Here is an 18,716-nt window from a genome sequence, read left to right on the forward strand (position 1 = left end):
GAAAATGAATTATCATTTTATAAGCAACTAAATTATTTTAATGATGAAAATCATGATCAAAATTATTTAAGTAATCTAGGCAAACTTTCTCAAGCTGTTGAGGATACTTTGAAGACGAAAATTCCTATAAAAATCGAGTATTCTGGTAAAGGAGGAACTAAAAGTGCTTTAATTCTGCCTTTTGCTATTCTTTTTCATGAGTATTATTTTTATATCACGTCTTATAAATTTGAAAATGAGGAATGGGTTAGTCGTACTTACCGATTAGATCGCATTGAGTCAATAAGCAATGCTGATGGGAAAGAAATTGTTAAAGCACAGGCATTTTTTCATAAGTATCCATCTCCTTCTCTTATTCGCGATCAGGTTATTATGATGTTCTCTGGGGAACCTTATTTGATTCGGCTAAAAATAGTAGATAAGACTATTACGGAATATCTAAAAGATGCTTTACCTACTTTACAAGTTGTTGATGAGGAAGAAGCTATCTATGAAATAAGAACCTCAGGTGTAGAAGGTATTCAGCTTTTTTTAAGACGTTATGGAAGTCAAGTAGAATTTGTAAGTATGACAGAACTTAATACAGGCGATAATGAGGGCTAAGAACTGTTTTAAGTTCTTAGCCCTTTTAGATTAAAATGTAAGAATTTTACAATATAGGACTATAAAAATTGGTAAGTTAGTCAATAAAGTGTAAATTTTTCCAAATATATTGTTATATTTCATATTTTATTCTATATTGTAATCACAGAGTAAGAATCCGAGTTAATGTTTGTGAAAGGAAAGTTGTTTATGGATAAGAAAGTACTAAGATATAATTTTTGGGCGAAAAAGCGGGAAGAAAAAGGACAATTTCTTTGGCTTCCGCTCATGCAGCATTTGGAGGATACAAAAAATGTAGCTAGTCTACTGTGGGAACATTGGCTGGGAGAAGGGCAAAAGGCTCTAATTATCTCCTCCTTAAAGACGGGTAAGAAAGATGAGAAAACAGCCAAACAATTAGCCCAGTTTTTGGCTGCCGTCCATGATATTGGTAAGGCTACTCCAGTTTTCCAAAGTAAGAAAGGGTATGCAAATTCTAAGGATTTGGATCTGGAATTGTTGGAAAAATTGGAACGGGCTGGTTTTGAAGGGATTTCTTCGATGGTATTTGCTAATCCTGAGAAATCACCTCATGCCCTAGCTGGACAATACATTCTTCATCACCATGATGTCAAAGAAGATATTGCCACAATCGTCGGAGGGCATCATGGTAAGCCCGTTGATAATAAGGATACATATAAAGATCAGCGGTCACAGGAGTCAAATTATTATCAGTCAGGAAAATCTGGAAGTGCCATTTATCAAAAATGGAAGCAAGCACAAAAAGAGATTTTAAATTGGGCACTAGCAGTTAGCGGATTTAAATCTGTGGACGAGCTTCCGACAATTAAACAGTCTGCCCAAGTGATTTTATCTGGCCTGCTCATTATGGCTGACTGGATTGCCAGCAATGAAAACTACTTCCCTTTGATTTCCATAGATGAGCATGAGGTGGAAAATAAAGCCGACCGGCTGTCGGGCTTTGAAAAATGGAAACGCAGCAGTTTGTGGGTATCAAGAAATACCTGGAATTTTGAAGGCCTTTATCAAGCACGTTTCGATTTTGAACCTAGGGATGTTCAAGCTGTACTGTCAAAAACGATTGCTGATGCAGAACAGCCAGGTATCTTTATTTTAGAAGCTCCAATGGGGATAGGAAAAACGGAGGCAGCGCTGGTAGCAGCAGAGCAACTGGCTGAAAAAACAGGTCGAAATGGTATCTTTTTCGGACTGCCAACTCAGGCGACTTCTAATGGCATTTTTCCGAGAATAGAAAGCTGGCTGGAAAGTATAAAAGAGGATTTGGATGACAATATTTCCATTCAGCTAGTCCATGGGAAAGCGGCCTTGAACGCTGATTTTTCTGAGCTGCCTAAAGGAAGCAGCATCAATATTGATGATTTTGAAAATGGCAGTGTGATTGTTAATGAATGGTTTTCTGGAAGGAAGACTGCAGTGCTGGATGATTTTGTTGTGGGAACTGTGGATCAATTTCTAATGCTTGCCCTCAAACAAAAACATTTGGCCTTGAGGCATTTAGGATTCAGTAAGAAGGTTGTGGTGATTGATGAAGTGCATGCCTATGATGCTTATATGAATCAGTATTTACTAGAGGCCCTGAGATGGATGGGTGCCTATGGCGTTCCTGTTATCATCCTTTCAGCTACCTTACCGGCTGAGAGAAGGGAAAAACTGTTAAAAAATTATATGTTGGGAATGGGGAAACGTTTTAATGAGAAAGAAAAGGAACAGCTATCCAAACAGTTAAATACAGAAGCTTATCCATTGATAACCTATAATAATGGTTTAGACATTTGTCAGGTAACAGAGTTTAAAAAGGGTGAAAATAAAAAAATACTTCTCTCCCGGCTAGAGGAAGAGGATCTATTAGACACCGTAAAAGAGCTGGTGTCTGATGGGGGTGTGGCAGGTATTATTGTCAATACAGTCAATCGAGCTCAAAAAATAGCAAAAGTATTTGCGGATAGTCTGGGTGAAGACATGGTTGAAATCCTTCATTCAGGATTTATAGCAACAGAAAGGGTTCGGAAGGAACAAGAACTTTTGCAGATGATTGGAAAAGATGCTGACAGGCCTTATCGTAAAATCATTATTGGAACGCAAGTAATTGAGCAGTCGTTGGATATTGACTTTGATGTCATGGTCAGCGATTTGGCTCCTATGGATCTCTTGATTCAGCGTATGGGGAGACTGCATCGTCATGATGATACAGAACGTCCACAGAAGCATATTTTTCCCAAATTTTATGTCTTAGGCACTAATGATGATTTGGAATTTGAGGAAGGCTCTTCCTTTGTCTATGGCGATTATTTATTGGCAAGAACCCAATATTATTTGCCGGATTCGATTAATCTGCCAGAAGATATCTCCATTTTAGTTCAAAAAGTTTATAATGAGAAATTAGAGATTGATTATCCAACGAAACTTTTGGATGAAAAATATCATAATGCGAAAAGTGAACATGAGACTAAAATCGGGAATAAAGAAATTAAAGCTAGAGACTATAGAATTGCAGATCCAGTTTTAAGTGAAACGAGAAGCCGCAAGGAAAATCTCATAGGCTGGCTAGAAAATAATCATCCTGATGACAGTGATGAAAGGGCTTATGCTCAGGTGCGCGATATTGAAGACACGGTTGAAGTCCTTGCATTGAAAAAGGTTGGCGATGGGTATGCTTTGTTTGGTGAAGGAGAAGACCTTTCTGAATCCATTACCGATTTTAATATCGCTAAAAAAGTTGCTCAAAACACTTTGAGACTGCCTATGGTCCTAACTAAATCCTATAATATTGATAACACGATTAAGGAGTTGGAAATGTACAATAGGATGAACTTAAATAATTGGCAAGATTCCTCCTGGCTTAAGGGAGCTTTGGGAATTATATTTGACGAAAATAATGAATTTCTCATCGGAGGAACTAAACTTGTATATGATGAGAAATATGGTGTAAGAATGGAGGAAATCGAAAATCATGAGCAGATTTAATTTATTGGATGAACCTTGGATTTCAGTCGTTTTTGATGAAAAAGGTTCAACTAAGGAAGTGTCCTTGCTTGATTTCTTTCAAAATGCCCATCATTACAAGGATTTAGCTGGAGATACAAAAACTCAAGATTTTGCCGTTTTAAGAGTGCTTTTAGCTGTCTTATATACAGTATTTTCAAGATTTGATGCAAATGGCAATGTTTATGAATATCTTGAAATTGATGAAAAATATAGACAGATAGAAGAAATCGACGAAGATGATCTTGAGGAGTATGAAGATGACCTTTACGAAACCTGGCTGACTCTTTGGCAAAGTGGGCAATTTCCAGATATTATTGAAGAATATTTGGAAAAATGGCGAGACAGATTTTACCTTTTTGATGAAGAATATCCGTTTTTTCAAGTGAGAAAAGAAGATATTGAAATGGTTATGGATTTGAATGAGGATGCTGGGAAAATTTTTGGAAAAAATATTAATCGTTTAGTGTCGGAAAGTTCAAATAAGATAGCTTTGTTTTCACCAAAGCATAATTATGATAACAATAAGGAACGTCTCTCTAATTCAGAAATTGTAAGATGGTTACTGACCTATCATGGCTACAGTGAAACTGGAGGCCGTATGAAAAAGATAGGAAAAAGGGAGTATTCAAAAGGTTGGCTTTACAATTTGGGCGGTTTATTTTTAAAAGGAAAAATCTCTATGAAACTTTATTGATGAATCTGACTTTATTTTATTTTGAGTATGACAACCATTTGCATATTCAAAAACCTTGTTGGGAATTTGATAGTGCAGTTATTATTGACAACTATGTCAGCGGAAAAAGAATTGATAATTTAGCTTCTCTATATACATCGTGGAGTAAAGAAGTTTATATTGATCCACATGTTGTTCAACCTGAATTTGAGTGCAGAGTAGCTAAAATTCCTGCTATTTCTCCAAACGATCTATTTTTGGAACCAATGACATTATGGAAGTATGAAGAGAATTCCTTTCAACCACAATCTCATTATGCTAATCAATCTTTATGGAGGTCATTCGGTTTAATAACAATGGGTGGTATGGAGAAATTAAATCACATACCTGGTATAATAGATTGGCAAAGAACAATAAAAGATAATATTGAGAATGCTAGCATCAATATATGTTCGGTAGGGATGGTGCCTGATAAAACAGCTAACAATACTCCAATAATTGAAGTTTTTGATACTCTTTCCATTAACGAATTTGTATTGACGGATATCCAAAAAAATGGTTGGGTCATCAGAATTAATGATATTGTTGAGGAAACTAAAACAGTGATTTCGATGATTTATAGGGAATACTTGGACGATATTCGTAAAATTCGCAATATTGAATTAGATACATTTACCAAACAAAAACTTGAAGAATTATACTTCAAAATAGATCATCCTTTCAGACAGTGGCTTTCCAGCATTCATTATGAAGATGAAAAGGATGAGAAAGTTTTTGAATGGCGAGACGTTCTAAAAAAACTTGTTCATCAAGAAGCAGAAATACTTTTACAAGACGGTGGTCCTAGGGATTATATTGGCATTGTCGATAAGGACAATGGGACTGTAAAAAATATAGCCACTGCTTATGAACACTTTAACCATAGATTGAGTAAAAATTTGAAGGAGAGAGGAAACAATGTCAGGAGAATCTAATGTAAAGATGTATTCTGTGACAAAGCGAATACTGATAAGGTTGAGCAAGCAACAGAGTACTCCAGCTGGCAAGGCTATGTTGGCAAGATTGAGATATTCTGTGGGAAAGCCAATTAGCGAAGCAAAAGAAGCTTGGCCAATTCTATTTGAGAATGTACCTGAAAATTTTTTAAGTCAGTATGAAGATCCTAGCTACGAAGAAATAGCTATTCTAACGGCCATACAGCTATATGCTTTATATCAGCAAGGAATGTCACACAATGTTTTTGATGATAAGGCTAAGAAGTTTCAAAATATTGGTTATTCATTGAAGAGTATTCGCACAGGAGTTGATACAGCTGCAGTGGATCGAAGGTTTAATACCATGATTACTGCTACAACGTTTGAAGAACTTGTTCATCATCTTAGGCAGTTGATTACTTTGTTAAAATCAAAGGCGCCTGAAACAAAAATAGACTTTGCTCGTCTTGCGACAGATTTGTATTGGTTCTTGAGAGATTATCAGGAAACAGTACGCCTGAACTGGGCACGGCAATACTACAAACATTCATCTGAGGAGGAAGCAAAAAATGACAACTAATCAAGAAAAACTATTTTTAGATATTCACGTTATCCAAACTCTACCACCATCAAATATTAACCGTGATGATACAGGTAGCCCCAAAACAGCTCAATACGGTGGGGTTAGACGAGCTCGCGTTAGCTCTCAAGCTTGGAAGAGAGCAATGCGGGAATATTTAGTGGACTCTCTTAAATTAGGAAATACAAGTGCAAGAACCGTGAAGATTGTAGAATACATCGCTAAACAAATTCAGCTCATTGATCAATCAATTAAAATTGATGCAGCCAAAAAACTTGTTAAAGAAATGTTAGAGCGGGTCGTGAAGAAGAAGAAAAGTGGAAAAGATGAGAAAATCTTTGTTATTGATGATGAATATAAATTGTCTGCGCTATTTTTTATCTCGAAATTTCAATCTATTAAATTAGCAGAATTAGCATTAAATTCAGAATTTGTTGAAATTTGTAATAAATTTGATGCTTTATCTGGTAAAGTAAAAGAGGATAAAGAGTATAAGAAGAGCAAAGAATATAAGGAAATTGATGCTGCATATAAGATTCAAGTGAAAAAAATAAAAGAAATTCTTAATGAGCTTCTTTCAATAGATATCGCTTTCTTTGGCAGAATGCTAGCTTCAGATCCATCATTAAATGAAGATGCCTCTTCACAAGTTGCTCATGCGATTTCAACACATGCTATACAGACTGAATTTGATTTCTTTACGGCCATTGATGATTTGGCTCCTGAGGATAATGCAGGAGCAGGTATGCTTGGAACTGTTGAGTTTAATTCATCCACGCTTTACCGTTATGCGAATATCGCAATTCATGAATTGGTGTCACAATTGGATGATGAGGAAAGTGCTGTCAATGCCTTAAAACTTTTTGTTGAAGCATTTGCAAAATCATTGCCAACTGGGAAAGCGAATGCGTTTGCTAACCAGACATTGCCGCAAGCTCTCGTGGTGACCGTGCGAAATGACCGCCCTGTTAATCTTGTCAGTGCCTTTGAGGAGCCTGTAAAAACAACTAACGGCTATGTGAAAAAGTCTATTGAGAAGCTTTCAAAAGAGTTTGTCAAAGTTGAAAAAATGGTGAAGAAACCAATCCTAACTTTCTATGTGAGCTTGGAAGAAGTAGAAGAACTGACTAAGATTGGTACTGAAAAGAATTCCATTACAGAATTGGTTGAAGATTTTTCACAAGAACTGTCTGATTTAATTCAAAATAGGTGAATAAAATGAAAACGATTTTGTTGAAATTTGCTGGTCCCCTGCAATCATGGGGGACCAGCTCCCACTTTGAAACGAGACATACAGACTTTTATCCATCCAAAAGTGCAGTGATTGGGGTGATTGCGGCCAGTCTTGGATATAGAAGGAACGAGGACGAAAAAATCAAGAAACTAAATGAATTGGATTTTGCTGTCCGGCTTGATCAACAGGGAAATTTATTAAGAGATTGGCATATCGCAAAAAGCGATAAAAGAAAAGGTCCATACACAACCAATCGTTACTATTTGGAGGATGCTGTTTTTGTTGTGGCAATTTCACATCAAGATCATGCCTTTATGCAAATGATTGAAGATGGTCTGCGGTCTCCGTATTTTCAGCCTTTTATGGGGAGGAGGGCTTGTCCTCTGCCTGTAGATTTTATCATTCAAGTAACAAATGACTCTGCTCTTGATAGTTTGAGACAACTAAATTGGCAGGCTGCTGCTTGGTATATGAAAAGGCGATCATCAGATGATCGGATTTCGTTAGAAATTTATACGGATAGTTATTTAACTGAAAAAGAATCTTACCAATTAAGGCAGGATAAAGTTCTCTCATTTTCACAAAAGGGACGAAAATTTGGTTTTAGATATGAAGCGCGGCTTTCGGTAGATGTTCTAAATCCATTTCAAAAAAACCGCACCGAGCATGACATTTTCAATAGTATAGGAGACTGAGGCCCATGTACATTTCGAGAGTGGAAATTGATAGAAATAATAGGAGAAAAATCAAAGATCTGACACATGTGGGAGCATTTCATGGCTGGGTAGAGCAGAGTTTTTCAGAAGAAGTTGAGCAAAATATTCGCACCAGAAAACTTTGGCGCGTGGATACTTTGGGAGGGAAAAACTATCTGATTATTATCAGTTCAGAAAAACCTGACTTACCCTTGCTTGAGAAATATGGAGTGAAGGGGAGTGCTCAGACAAAATCTTACGACGGCTTTTTGAATTCTTTAAAACAGGGAAGTCTAATGAAATTTCGAGTTACTTTGAATCCAGTCATTTCAATGCCTAATAAGGGAGCGAAGCGAGGCTTTCTAAAACCTCTTGTTTCTATTCAGGAACAGATGAAATATTTAATGGACAGGTCTGAAAAAAATGGCTTCTTGTTAAAAGAAGATGACTTTTTTGTAGTTGAAAAGGGATATGAAATATTGAGAAAATCTGGTATGAAGCCAATTCGATTGGTTAAAGCGGTCTACGAAGGTACTTTAACCATAAGCGATGCTGCTAGATTTCGAGAAGTATTAACAGAGGGAATCGGGAAAAAGAAAGCTTATGGTTTCGGATTGCTGACTGTTATACCTAGGGGGATTGAAAATGAAAGAGAAAAGCGGAGCTAAGAAAACCTCTTTAAGGGAACTTCCTAAAATAAGTGACAGAGTCAGCTTTATTTATGTTGAACATGTCAAAATTAACAGGGGTGACAGTGCTGTTACTGTTACGGATAGTCATGGTACAGTCAGAATACCAGCGGCAATGCTTGGGGTGCTTTTACTGGGACCAGGTACAGATATTAGCCACCGTGCAGTAGAGCTAATTGGTGATACTGGGACTAGTATAGTCTGGGTAGGAGAGAGAGGTGTCCGTCAATATGCTCACGGCCGAGCCTTGGCGCATTCGACTAAATTTTTAGAGAAGCAGGCGCGGCTAGTTTCTAATTCACGTTCACGGTTAAAGGTGGCCCGCAAGATGTATCAAATGAGATTTCCTAATGAGGTTGTATCATCCCTGACAATGCAGCAGCTGCGAGGCCGAGAAGGAGCTAGAATTAGAAAAGTATACCGACTACAATCGAAAAAGTATAAAGTTCCTTGGACAAAGCGCGAATATAGTCCTGATAATTTTGAAGATGGGACAGCTGTCAATCAGTCTTTATCCGCTGCCAATGTTGCCTTATATGGTCTAGTACACAGTATAGTAGTAGCATTAGGTGCCTCTCCAGGCCTTGGTTTTGTTCATACAGGTCATGATTTGTCCTTTGTTTATGATGTTGCAGATTTATATAAAGCGGAGTTTACCATTCCCCTTGCTTTTGAAGTAGCTGCCAATCATGAAATAGGGGATGATATTGGCAGGATTACACGATTGAAAATCAGAGATTCTTTTGTGGATGGGAAACTAATGGCTAGAATCGTTAAGGATATACAATATTTACTGGATGTAGAAGCCGAAGATGAACTGCTGATAGATATACTTGCTCTCTGGGATGATAAAGAAAAACTCGTAAAACATGGTGTAAGCTATAAGGAGAACTCCTAAAATGCCACTTACTGTCATAACTGTAAAAAATGCACCGCTATCTCTAAGAGGCGATTTGACAAAATGGATGCAAGAGATTGCCACAGGTGTCTATGTAGGTAATTTTAATACAAAGGTCAGAGAGCAATTATGGAGCAGGGTAAAAGATAGCGTAGGCAATGGTGAGGCAACGCTGAGCTTTTCCTATCGAAATGAGATTGGGTATTGTTTTGACACGATGAATGCCCAAAGGAAGGTCATTGATTTTGAAGGAATCCCTTTAGTGCAACTGCCTAATTCCAACAATAACATCAAAGAAGAAATGAATTTAGGTTTTAGTCATGCTGCTAAGTTTAGAAAAATACGGAAGTATTCAGGTATTTCTAAAAATAGCAATTTCTCTTCAGCACCTTATGTGGTCATAGATATTGAAACAGACGGGCTAGATGAAAATGAAAATAGCATCATAGAAATTGGTGCTGTTAAGATCGGCCCTTCTCAACTGGAAGAGTTTAATTATCTCGTGAAATATGATAAAATTCTACCAAAACAGATATCGAAATTAACAGGAATTAGTCAGGAACTTTTGGATCGTGATGGTAAAGACATTCAAGTTATACTTCATGAATTTTTGAAATTTATCGGAAATCACGATCTTGTCGGATATGGGATAGATTTTGATATAAAATTTATCAATAAAAAGTTGAAAGAATTAGATCAGCCTTTATTGAAAAATAGAGTCTATGATTTAATGCAATATGCTAAAAAGAAAAATTATTTTTAGATAATTATAAATTGCAGACGGTGTTAAAAGCATATGAAATAGAGGATGAGGTGCCTCACAGAGCTCTTCAAGATTCTAAACTGATTTATGACTTGTCAACTAAAATGAATAAATTTTTGAAAAGGATCAATCAGAAGTAGCGGTTTTATTGAGATCTTTTAGTATTTTTCCCGCACGAGCGGGGGTGATCCACACCATTTTCATTACTAACACCTCTATGTGAAAATTTTTCCCGCACGAGCGGGGGTGATCCCCACATACTCTTGCGGCACCATAATCTGGGCTTATTTTTCCCGCACGAGCGGGGGTGATCCTAAAAGGAGATAGGTATGCAATACGTTATACAAATTTTTCCCGCACGAGCGGGGGTGATCCTTACTTGATGTTCCAAAAAGTTATAAAACTAGTATTTTTCCCGCACGAGCGGGGGTGATCCTGTAATATCCTTTTTGAACTCGGTAGCACTTACATTTTTCCCGCACGAGCGGGGGTGATCCGATACTTTGACTTGGAAGCAACTGTAAAAGCTGATTTTTCCCGCACGAGCGGGGGTGATCCAAACTTTTCAAACAGCTTAAATACACTGATTTGATTTTTCCCGCACGAGCGGGGGTGATCCTATTATTCAAGCGGAAGATACAGAAGAATATTAATTTTTCCCGCACGAGCGGGGGTGATCCCTGGGAATATCATTTTCAAAATGTAGCTCATGGATTTTTCCCGCACGAGCGGGGGTGATCCCTGATTTGATAGTCTGTAAACTCTTGGTAGTCTATTTTTCCCGCACGAGCGGGGGTGATCCTGAATTTTTCTCAAAATATTTATCATTAAAGTAATTTTTCCCGCACGAGCGGGGGTGATCCCAGTATTAGATTTCAAGAAAAGTTATCCAATTAATTTTTCCCGCACGAGCGGGGGTGATCCCAAGAGCGAGTGAGAAAGGCTAAAATTGCAAAAATTTTTCCCGCACGAGCGGGGGTGATCCTGCTCTTGCTGAGGAAGCAGGTGTGCCTGAAGAATTTTTCCCGCACGAGCGGGGGTGATCCTAAGATTGAAGCACTTAAACATAAGCAATCAGAATTTTTCCCGCACGAGCGGGGGTGATCCTTAGGTCATCAATCTTTTGGTCAGGGACTGGTTATTTTTCCCGCACGAGCGGGGGTGATCCTAGTTGCTCTAGACATGCCAGTTTCTGACTCAAATTTTTCCCGCACGAGCGGGGGTGATCCCGAAGTGGTAAAGTATGAAAATAGTTTTGGGGAATTTTTCCCGCACGAGCGGGGGTGATCCCGAAGTGGTAAAGTATGAAAATAGTTTTGGGGAATTTTTCCCGCACGAGCGGGGGTGTTCCCAGTGACAACAACGAATCAGATACAGAAATCATGTTTTACCTGCACATACAGACTTGTGATGTTAGACCGATTGAAATTGATTCTTTTGGATAGAAGAAAATCAAAAAATATATATTAAGTGGATGACAATAAAAGTAAAATATTAGATAATAGAGATTAAGAATTATAAAGAATTGGAAAATGTTTAGTCGTAAACTCTAAAATCATTATAATGAGACGAATATTTTTTGATCAATTTTGTGATAATATAAAGAAGCGACAGGCTTACCAATTATTTCAATCTGATAGAGGTAATAATGAAACTTTTATATACCGACATTCCATACAACATGACAGAGATTTTGGCCGAGGAAGCACAAATGGCTGCTAAGGCTGGCAAGCGGGTCTTTTATATTGCTCCCAATTCCTTGTCTTTTGAGAAGGAGCGAGCTGTTTTGGAGACCCTGCCTGAGCGTGCTTCCTTTGCTATTACCATTACGCGTTTTGCGCAAATGGCACGCTATTTTGTTTTAAATGATATTTACCAGGGCGAAACCATTGATGATAATGGACTTGCCATGGTTTTTTATCGTGCTTTATCCAGCTTTTCAGACCAAGATTTGCGTGTTTTTGGGCGTCTTAAGCAAGATGCTCATTTTATCAATCAATTAGTAGATTTGTATAAAGAACTCAAGGCTTCTAATCTGACTGTCTTAGAATTAAATCAGCTAAATTCGGCTGAAAAGCAGGAAGATTTGCTTAAGATTTTTACTGAGGTCGAAACCATTTTAAGTGCTGGCCATTTTGATAATCAAAGTAAGATTGCCTTCTTTGCACAACAGATCAAATCCGGTCATCTAGATATGGCTTTACAGGATTTGACAATTGTTATTGATGGCTTCACCCGTTTTTCTGCTGAAGAAGAAAATCTGATAGGACTGTTACATGAAAAAGGTGTTGACATTATCATTGGGACTTATATTAGTCAAAAAGCTTATCGTTCAACTTTTTCAAATGGGAATGTCTATCAGGCTAGCCTTGATTTCATTCGTGGTTTGGCTGGTAAATTTCAAGCCAAACCTGAATATGTCACATCAAGGCAAGAAGCTTTGCCTGCCTTTACCAAACTTTCTCAGCTATTTGAAAGTCGTCATGATTTTTCGGACAGTCAGCTGGTCTTGACGGATGAGGACAAGGAACATGTAACTATTTGGGATGTCATTAATCAAAAAGAAGAAGTAGAGCATGTTGCCAAGAGTATTCGCCGGAAACTCTATGAGGGGCATCGTTATAAGGATATTTTAGTTCTTCTTGGAGATGTGGATGCCTACAAACTGCAGATTGGCAAGATTTTTGATAAGTATGAAATTCCCTATTATTTTGGTAAGGCGGAGTCCATGAGTTCGCATCCGCTGGTTCATTTTGTGGATTCCTTGGAGCGGGTTAAACGTTATAATTTTCGTGCTGAGGATGTCATGAATCTGCTCAAATCAGGCCTATATGGCAAAATTAGGCAAAATCAGTTAGATAAATTGGAGCAGTATGTCATTTATGCTGATATTAAGGGGCAGGCGAAATTTTTCAAGGACTTTACTCTAGATAATCATGGGCAATTTGATCTAAAAGCCTTAAATAAACTGCGAACAGAAGTCATGTCACCTTTACAAGAACTGGTTAAAATACAGGCTCAAAAGGGAGACAGTATCCTACAAAAATTGACCAACTTTTTAGAAGCTATTTCTTTAGCGCATAATTTTTCAAAATTAATCCAAGGTGTCAGTGACATTGAGCAGGAAAAGCACGAGCAGGTTTGGAAAACGTTTACAGCTATTTTAGAGCAATTTCATGCGATTTTTGGACAGGAAAAAATGAAGTTGGCTGATTTTCTGTCACTCTTACGCAGCGGCATGCTGGCGGCTGATTATCGAACGGTTCCTGCCAGTGTTGATGTTGTGACGGTTAAGTCTTATGATTTGGTGGAGCCTCATAGCAATAAATTTGTTTTTGCCTTAGGAATGACCCAGTCTCATTTTCCTAAAATTGCCCAAAATAAGAGTCTTATTTCGGATGAGGAACGTGCAAGAATCAATGAAGCAACCCCGGATAATCGTCGTTTTGATATTGTCACTAAAGAAAATCTCAAGAAAAATCACTTCACCGCCCTGTCACTCTTCAATGCGGCCACTCAGGAATTAGTCTTAACCCTGCCGCAGATTTTAAACGAGGCAGAGGATAATACCTCCTCCTATTTGCTTGAATTGCAAGAGATGGGAGTGCCAGTTGTCGAAAAGGGCCGCAATCGTTTGGCTGCAGATCCAGAAGATATTGGCAATTACAAGGCGCTTTTGTCGCGCGTGGTCGAGCTGAATCGCTCTGCTATTGATCGAGAATTATCTAAAGAAGAGCAGACCTTTTGGTCAGTTGCGGTTCGCTATTTACGCCAAAAATTGACAAAAGAAGGGCTTACGATTCCTGAAGTGAATGACAAGATGCAGACCAAGCAGGTTGCTGCAGAGGTTATGGCAGCACGTTTTCCAACAGATCAACCTTTAAATCTATCATCATCTGCTCTGACAACTTTTTACAATAATCAGTATCTCTATTTCCTGCGATATGTTCTGGGTTTGCAAGAACTTGAAACAATTCATCCTGACGCTAGAAATCATGGGACTTATTTACACCGTGTGTTTGAATTGGTCATGCAAGATCAGTCTGCTGATGATTTTGACAGTAAATTAAATCGTGCCATTGATACAACCAACCATGAGAATAGCTTTCGCTTGGTTTATAATGAAGATGAGGAAAGCCGCTATGCTTTGGGTATTTTAGAAGATATTGCTCGTAGCACAGCTGCTATTTTAAAAGGGGATAATCCTGTTCAGGCAGAAAGTGAAGAAGAAGCTTTTGAGTTAATGCTGGATCAGGCTGTTAAAATCAGAGGGGTTATTGATCGCATTGATCGCTTGTCAGATGGCAGTTTAGGAATTGTTGATTATAAATCAAGTAAAAATACCTTTGATCTGCAAACATTTTACAATGGACTCAGTCCGCAGCTAGTGACTTATATAGAAGCCCTTCGATCTCGTAAAGATTTGAATAAGACAGATAAGATTTTTGGAGCCATGTATCTGCATATGCAGGAACCTAAAACTGATTTAGCCAATATGAAATCCATCGAAAAAATTCCGGAAACGGTTCATAAGGATTTAAGTTATAGGGGACTCTTTTTAGAAGATGAAAAAGCACATCTGGCTAATGGGAAATACCATTTGCATGATGCCGTCTATAGTCAGGGAGAAATTGATCTGCTACTTAATCATAATAAAAGACTCTATCGCAGTGCCGCAAAGCAAATCAGAAAAGGGCACTTTCTCATCAATCCTTACAGTCAAGATGGTAAATCCGTTCAGGGAGAGCAGCTGAAGGCTATTACACATTTTGAAGCAGATCGCCACATGTCTTATGCTCGTAAACTTTATCAGTTGCCACGCAAGGAAAAACGTCAGGGCTTCTTAACATTAATGCAGTCGCGGAAAGAGGAGGAAGGCAATGACCTTTAAACCATTTTTAACAGATCAAGAAATAGCTTCCTTACAAATTCAAGAAGCACAGTCTGATAAGAAACAAAAACGAACACCTGAGCAAATTGAGGCTATTTACACTTCAGGAACCAATATTTTGGTTTCTGCCTCTGCTGGTTCAGGAAAAACCTTTGTGATGATTGAGCGGATTATGGATAAAATTCTGCGTGGTGTAACGATTGATCAGCTTTTTATTTCCACCTTTACCGTTAAGGCTGCTGGTGAGCTTAAGGAGCGTTTAGAAAAGAAAATCACCGAGCAATTGCGTTTGACAAATGACACTGCCCTCAAACAATTTCTCAGCGAACAACTCTTGGGATTGCAGACTGCAGCTATTGGAACCATGGATGCCTTTACCCAAAAATTAGTGACACAGTACGGCTATACCTTGGGAATTTCACCGAATTTTCGAATTTTACAAGATAAAAGCGAGCAGGATCTTCTTAAAAATGATGTCTTTGACGATCTTTTTACCGATTACAGAACTGGCGATCAAGCAGAGCTTTTCACTAAGCTTGTTAGGAATTTTGCCGGAAATCGAAAAGATTCGAGCAATTTTAGACAAATCATTTACAAGATTTACGATTTTAGTCAGGCAACCGATAATCCTCAAAGATGGCTTTTGGAAAATTTCTTAAAAGGGGCCAAGACTTATAAAGATTTTTCAGCTATTCCTGAGCAAGAAGTGAAAGATTTTTTGAAGACTTTGCAGGAAACTGCTCTCGCTCTTCGTGATGTGACAGATTTAGAAGATTACAAGCAAACAACTGCTAAGGGAACGCCAACGGCAGCTTATCAGAAGCACCTTAAAACGATTGAGCAGCTGCAGGACTGGGCCCTGCATTTTGACAGTCTTTATGGGCGAGATGGTCTGGGAAAATTAGCAAATGACATTGCAGCACTCCTTCCATCTGGTAATGATGTGACGGTAGCAGGTGTTAAATATCCTGTCTTTCGCAGTCTGCACAGTCGCTTAAAAGACCTAAAACACTTGGAAACAATTTTCAAGTATCAGGGTCAAAGTCTGCCTTTGTTGCAAGTGCTGCAATCTTTTGCTCTTGATTTTTCAAAACAATACCTGCAAGCAAAGATGCAGGAAAATGCCTTTGAGTTTTCAGATATTGCACATTTTGCTATCCAGATTTTAGAAGAAAATGATGCTATTCGTCAGCTTTATATAGATAAGTATCACGAAGTCATGGTGGATGAGTATCAGGATAATAATCATACCCAAGAACGTATGTTGGAGCTTTTATCTAATGGCCGCAATCGCTTCATGGTAGGGGATATTAAGCAGTCTATTTATCGGTTCCGTCAGGCAGATCCACAGATTTTTAATCAAAAATTTAAGGATTTTCAAGAACATCCAGAGCATGGGAAGCTTATTCTTCTAAAAGAGAACTTTCGTAGTCAGTCAGAAGTTTTAGATGCTACCAATAGTGTTTTTACGCACCTTATGGATGAAACGGTGGGCGAGATTCTCTACGATGATACCCATCAGCTTGTGGCTGGCAATCCAGCTCAAAAAATTCCTTATCCGCAAAATGAAACGCAAGTCCTTATTTATGATACAAAGGAACAGCAAAATCAAGACCTTGCTGCAAAAGATGATAGTAATCAAATCAGTCTAGGTGAGGTTAAATTGGTTACTAAGGAGATTATTCGTCTTCATAATGAAGAAGAGGTTCAGTTTGAAGACATTACTTTGCTCGTCTCATCGCGGACACGCAATGATGGTATCTTGCAGACCTTTGATGCTTATGGCATTCCTTTGGTTACTGATGGTGGTGAACAAAACTATCTGAAATCAGTGGAGGTCATGGTCATGTTGGACACCCTTCGTTCTATTGATAACCCTCTCAATGATTATGCCCTAGTAGCTCTTTTGCGCTCACCTATGTTTGCTTTTGACGAAGATGACTTGGCTCGTCTAGCTCTGCAAAATCTACCAGATCGACACAAACAAAATCTTTATGAAAAGATGGAGAATGCCAGAAAGGGTCAAGGCCAGCAAGTTCAATTGGTCACAGAAGCATTGTCTGCTAAATTGGATGCTTTCTTTGAAACTTTCCTTAGTTGGCGTGAGTTTAGTCTCTTAAATTCGCTCTATGATTTGATTTGGAAAATTTATAATGATAAGTTTTACTATGATTATGTGGGAAGTTTACCAAAAGCGAAACAGCGCCAAGCCAATCTTTATGCTCTAGCTCTGCGTGCCGATAACTTTGAGAAAACAGGTTTTAAGGGCTTGTCGCGCTTCATTCGCATGATTGATAGAATTTTAGAAAACCAAAATGACTTGGCTGATGTTGAAGTCGCTTTACCTAAAAATGCAGTGACGCTGATGACGATTCATAAGAGTAAAGGATTGGAATTTAAATATGTCTTTATTCTTAATAGTGATAAAAAATTTAGCATTCAAGATATGACATCACCCTTAATCTTATCGCGGCAAAACGGTGTTGGTATCAAGTATGTTGCTGATATGAAAGAAGAATTAGGGGAAAAATTATTACCGACAGTTAAAGTCAGCATGGATACTCTTCCTTATCAACTGAATAAACGTGAGCTTCGTCTGGCAACTCTGTCTGAACAAATGCGATTGCTTTATGTCGCCATGACACGGGCCGAAAAGAAACTTTACTTGGTCGGAAAAGGCAGTCAGGAAAAATTAGGGGACAAGTACGATGGCAAATCCGAAAACAATCATTTGCCAGTAGCTGATCGTGAACACTACTTAACTTTTCAGGATTGGCTTTTGGCGATTGAAACTGCTTATGCTGCCGATGAACTTCATTTTAAAACAAGTTTTATAACGGATGAAGACTTAACAGAAGATAAAATGGGAAGTTTGGAATCAGAGCAGGCTTATGATGCGGATAATCTCAAGGATAATCGGCAATCAGAGGATATTGCGCGTGCTTTAGATATGTTAGAAGCAGTTGAAAAATTAAATCAGCACTATAAGGCTGCTATTCATTTGCCAACTGTTCGTACGCCAAGTCAGATCAAAAAATTTTATGAACCTATTATGGAAACTGAAGGTGTAGAGGTGATGCAAACTTCCTATCAGACTAAACCAAAGTTTGAGCTGCCTCAATTTTCAAAAAAGGCGAAGCAAGATCCAACAGCTCTTGGTTCAAGTGTTCATGAACTGATGCAGCGGCTTCATTTGAGTGAACGGATTAGTCTTGAAGATATTTTAACTGCTCTGACAGAACTATCTGCAGAAGAAAGTGTCAAAAAAGCTATTCAGGTTGATAAGATTTTGCATTTTTTCCAGACCAGCCAACTGGGAAAACTCATTCAAGCAAATGTTGACAAGGTCTATCGCGAAGCACCCTTTGCTATGCTGCAAGAGGATCCTGAAAGCGGAGAAGACTATGTCGTACGAGGAATTATTGACGGTTACATTCTATTTGATAATCGGATTGTCCTCTTTGATTATAAAACAGATAAATTCACCAATAGTCAAGCTATTAAAGAGCGTTACCGAGGTCAGATGACACTTTATGCCCAAGCTTTGAGTCAATCCTATAATATTCAACAAGTAGATAGCTATTTAATTCTATTAGGTGGTGAAAAATTAGAAGTTGTGGAAATTTAATAGCAAACACATTCCAAAAAAGAGTAGTCTATGAACTGCACTCCAAAAGTTAGATTTTTTCTGTCTAACTTTTTGGGGTCAG

Annotated in this window: 9 protein-coding genes, 2 pseudogenes and 1 CRISPR repeat array; all 11 genes and pseudogenes read left to right on the plus strand. The window is 38.2% G+C overall.

Going from position 1 to position 18,716, the window contains the following annotated elements; translation table 11 throughout:
• Nucleotides 1–108 precede the first annotated feature (108 nt).
• On the plus strand, nucleotides 109–603 hold the full coding sequence (locus SRT_RS10585) for a helix-turn-helix transcriptional regulator (protein ID WP_223213972.1): 495 nt from the start codon (nucleotides 109–111) through the stop codon (nucleotides 601–603).
• Nucleotides 604–792: 189 nt separating this feature from the next.
• Entirely contained in the window at nucleotides 793–3,588 is a 2,796-nt protein-coding gene (cas3, locus tag SRT_RS03205; protein ID WP_128833011.1) for a CRISPR-associated helicase Cas3', read from the plus strand.
• Nucleotides 3,575–5,256 (plus strand): annotated as a pseudogene (locus tag SRT_RS03210) (type I-E CRISPR-associated protein Cse1/CasA). Before cas3 ends, SRT_RS03210 begins: the two are co-directional and overlap by 14 nt.
• The gene (casB, locus tag SRT_RS03215) at nucleotides 5,240–5,836 is read left to right on the plus strand and encodes a type I-E CRISPR-associated protein Cse2/CasB (RefSeq protein ID WP_128833012.1); all 597 of its coding nucleotides are present in this window, start codon (nucleotides 5,240–5,242) and stop codon (nucleotides 5,834–5,836) included. The pseudogene SRT_RS03210 and the gene casB overlap by 17 nt, the downstream one beginning before the upstream one ends.
• A complete protein-coding gene (cas7e, locus tag SRT_RS03220) occupies nucleotides 5,826–7,049 on the plus strand; it encodes a type I-E CRISPR-associated protein Cas7/Cse4/CasC (protein WP_128833013.1) in 1,224 nt (407 codons plus the stop codon). The genes casB and cas7e overlap by 11 nt, the downstream gene beginning before the upstream one ends.
• Nucleotides 7,050–7,054: 5 nt before the next feature.
• A complete protein-coding gene (gene cas5e / locus SRT_RS03225) occupies nucleotides 7,055–7,765 on the plus strand; it encodes a type I-E CRISPR-associated protein Cas5/CasD (RefSeq protein ID WP_128833014.1) in 711 nt (236 codons plus the stop codon).
• 5 nt (nucleotides 7,766–7,770) lie between these two features.
• Nucleotides 7,771–8,433: a type I-E CRISPR-associated protein Cas6/Cse3/CasE gene (gene cas6e / locus SRT_RS03230; protein WP_128833015.1), complete on the plus strand. Its 663-nt coding sequence runs from the start codon at nucleotides 7,771–7,773 to the stop codon at nucleotides 8,431–8,433.
• The gene (gene cas1e / locus SRT_RS03235) at nucleotides 8,411–9,352 is read left to right on the plus strand and encodes a type I-E CRISPR-associated endonuclease Cas1e (protein WP_128833016.1); all 942 of its coding nucleotides are present in this window, start codon (nucleotides 8,411–8,413) and stop codon (nucleotides 9,350–9,352) included. The genes cas6e and cas1e overlap by 23 nt, the downstream gene beginning before the upstream one ends.
• Before the next feature lies 1 nt (nucleotide 9,353).
• A pseudogene (gene cas2e / locus SRT_RS03240) lies at nucleotides 9,354–10,255 on the plus strand (type I-E CRISPR-associated endoribonuclease Cas2e).
• A 23-nt stretch (nucleotides 10,256–10,278) separates the two neighbouring features.
• Nucleotides 10,279–11,466: direct repeats of the CRISPR family, unit length 28 nt; unit sequence ATTTTTCCCGCACGAGCGGGGGTGATCC.
• A gap of 297 nt (nucleotides 11,467–11,763) precedes the next feature.
• Nucleotides 11,764–15,006, plus strand: coding sequence for an ATP-dependent nuclease subunit B (gene rexB / locus SRT_RS03245; protein WP_128833017.1), 3,243 nt, complete (start codon nucleotides 11,764–11,766; stop codon nucleotides 15,004–15,006).
• Nucleotides 14,996–18,634 carry a helicase-exonuclease AddAB subunit AddA gene (addA, locus tag SRT_RS03250; protein ID WP_128833018.1) on the plus strand — a complete coding sequence of 1,213 codons (3,639 nt, stop codon included), beginning with the start codon at nucleotides 14,996–14,998 and terminating at the stop codon, nucleotides 18,632–18,634. The genes rexB and addA overlap by 11 nt, the downstream gene beginning before the upstream one ends.
• Nucleotides 18,635–18,716: the final 82 nt, after the last annotated feature.

The sequence above is a fragment of the Streptococcus troglodytae genome (assembly GCF_002355215.1).
GTDB lineage: Bacteria > Bacillota > Bacilli > Lactobacillales > Streptococcaceae > Streptococcus > Streptococcus troglodytae.

Coding starts and splice junctions, on each gene's coding strand:
- casB (WP_128833012.1), top strand. CDS start 5,240: ATGTCAGGAGAATCTAATGTAAAGATGTATTCTGTGACAAAGCGAATA.
- cas5e (WP_128833014.1), top strand. CDS start 7,055: ATGAAAACGATTTTGTTGAAATTTGCTGGTCCCCTGCAATCATGGGGG.
- cas7e (WP_128833013.1), top strand. CDS start 5,826: ATGACAACTAATCAAGAAAAACTATTTTTAGATATTCACGTTATCCAA.
- addA (WP_128833018.1), top strand. CDS start 14,996: ATGACCTTTAAACCATTTTTAACAGATCAAGAAATAGCTTCCTTACAA.
- cas6e (WP_128833015.1), top strand. CDS start 7,771: ATGTACATTTCGAGAGTGGAAATTGATAGAAATAATAGGAGAAAAATC.
- cas3 (WP_128833011.1), top strand. CDS start 793: ATGGATAAGAAAGTACTAAGATATAATTTTTGGGCGAAAAAGCGGGAA.
- rexB (WP_128833017.1), top strand. CDS start 11,764: ATGAAACTTTTATATACCGACATTCCATACAACATGACAGAGATTTTG.
- cas1e (WP_128833016.1), top strand. CDS start 8,411: ATGAAAGAGAAAAGCGGAGCTAAGAAAACCTCTTTAAGGGAACTTCCT.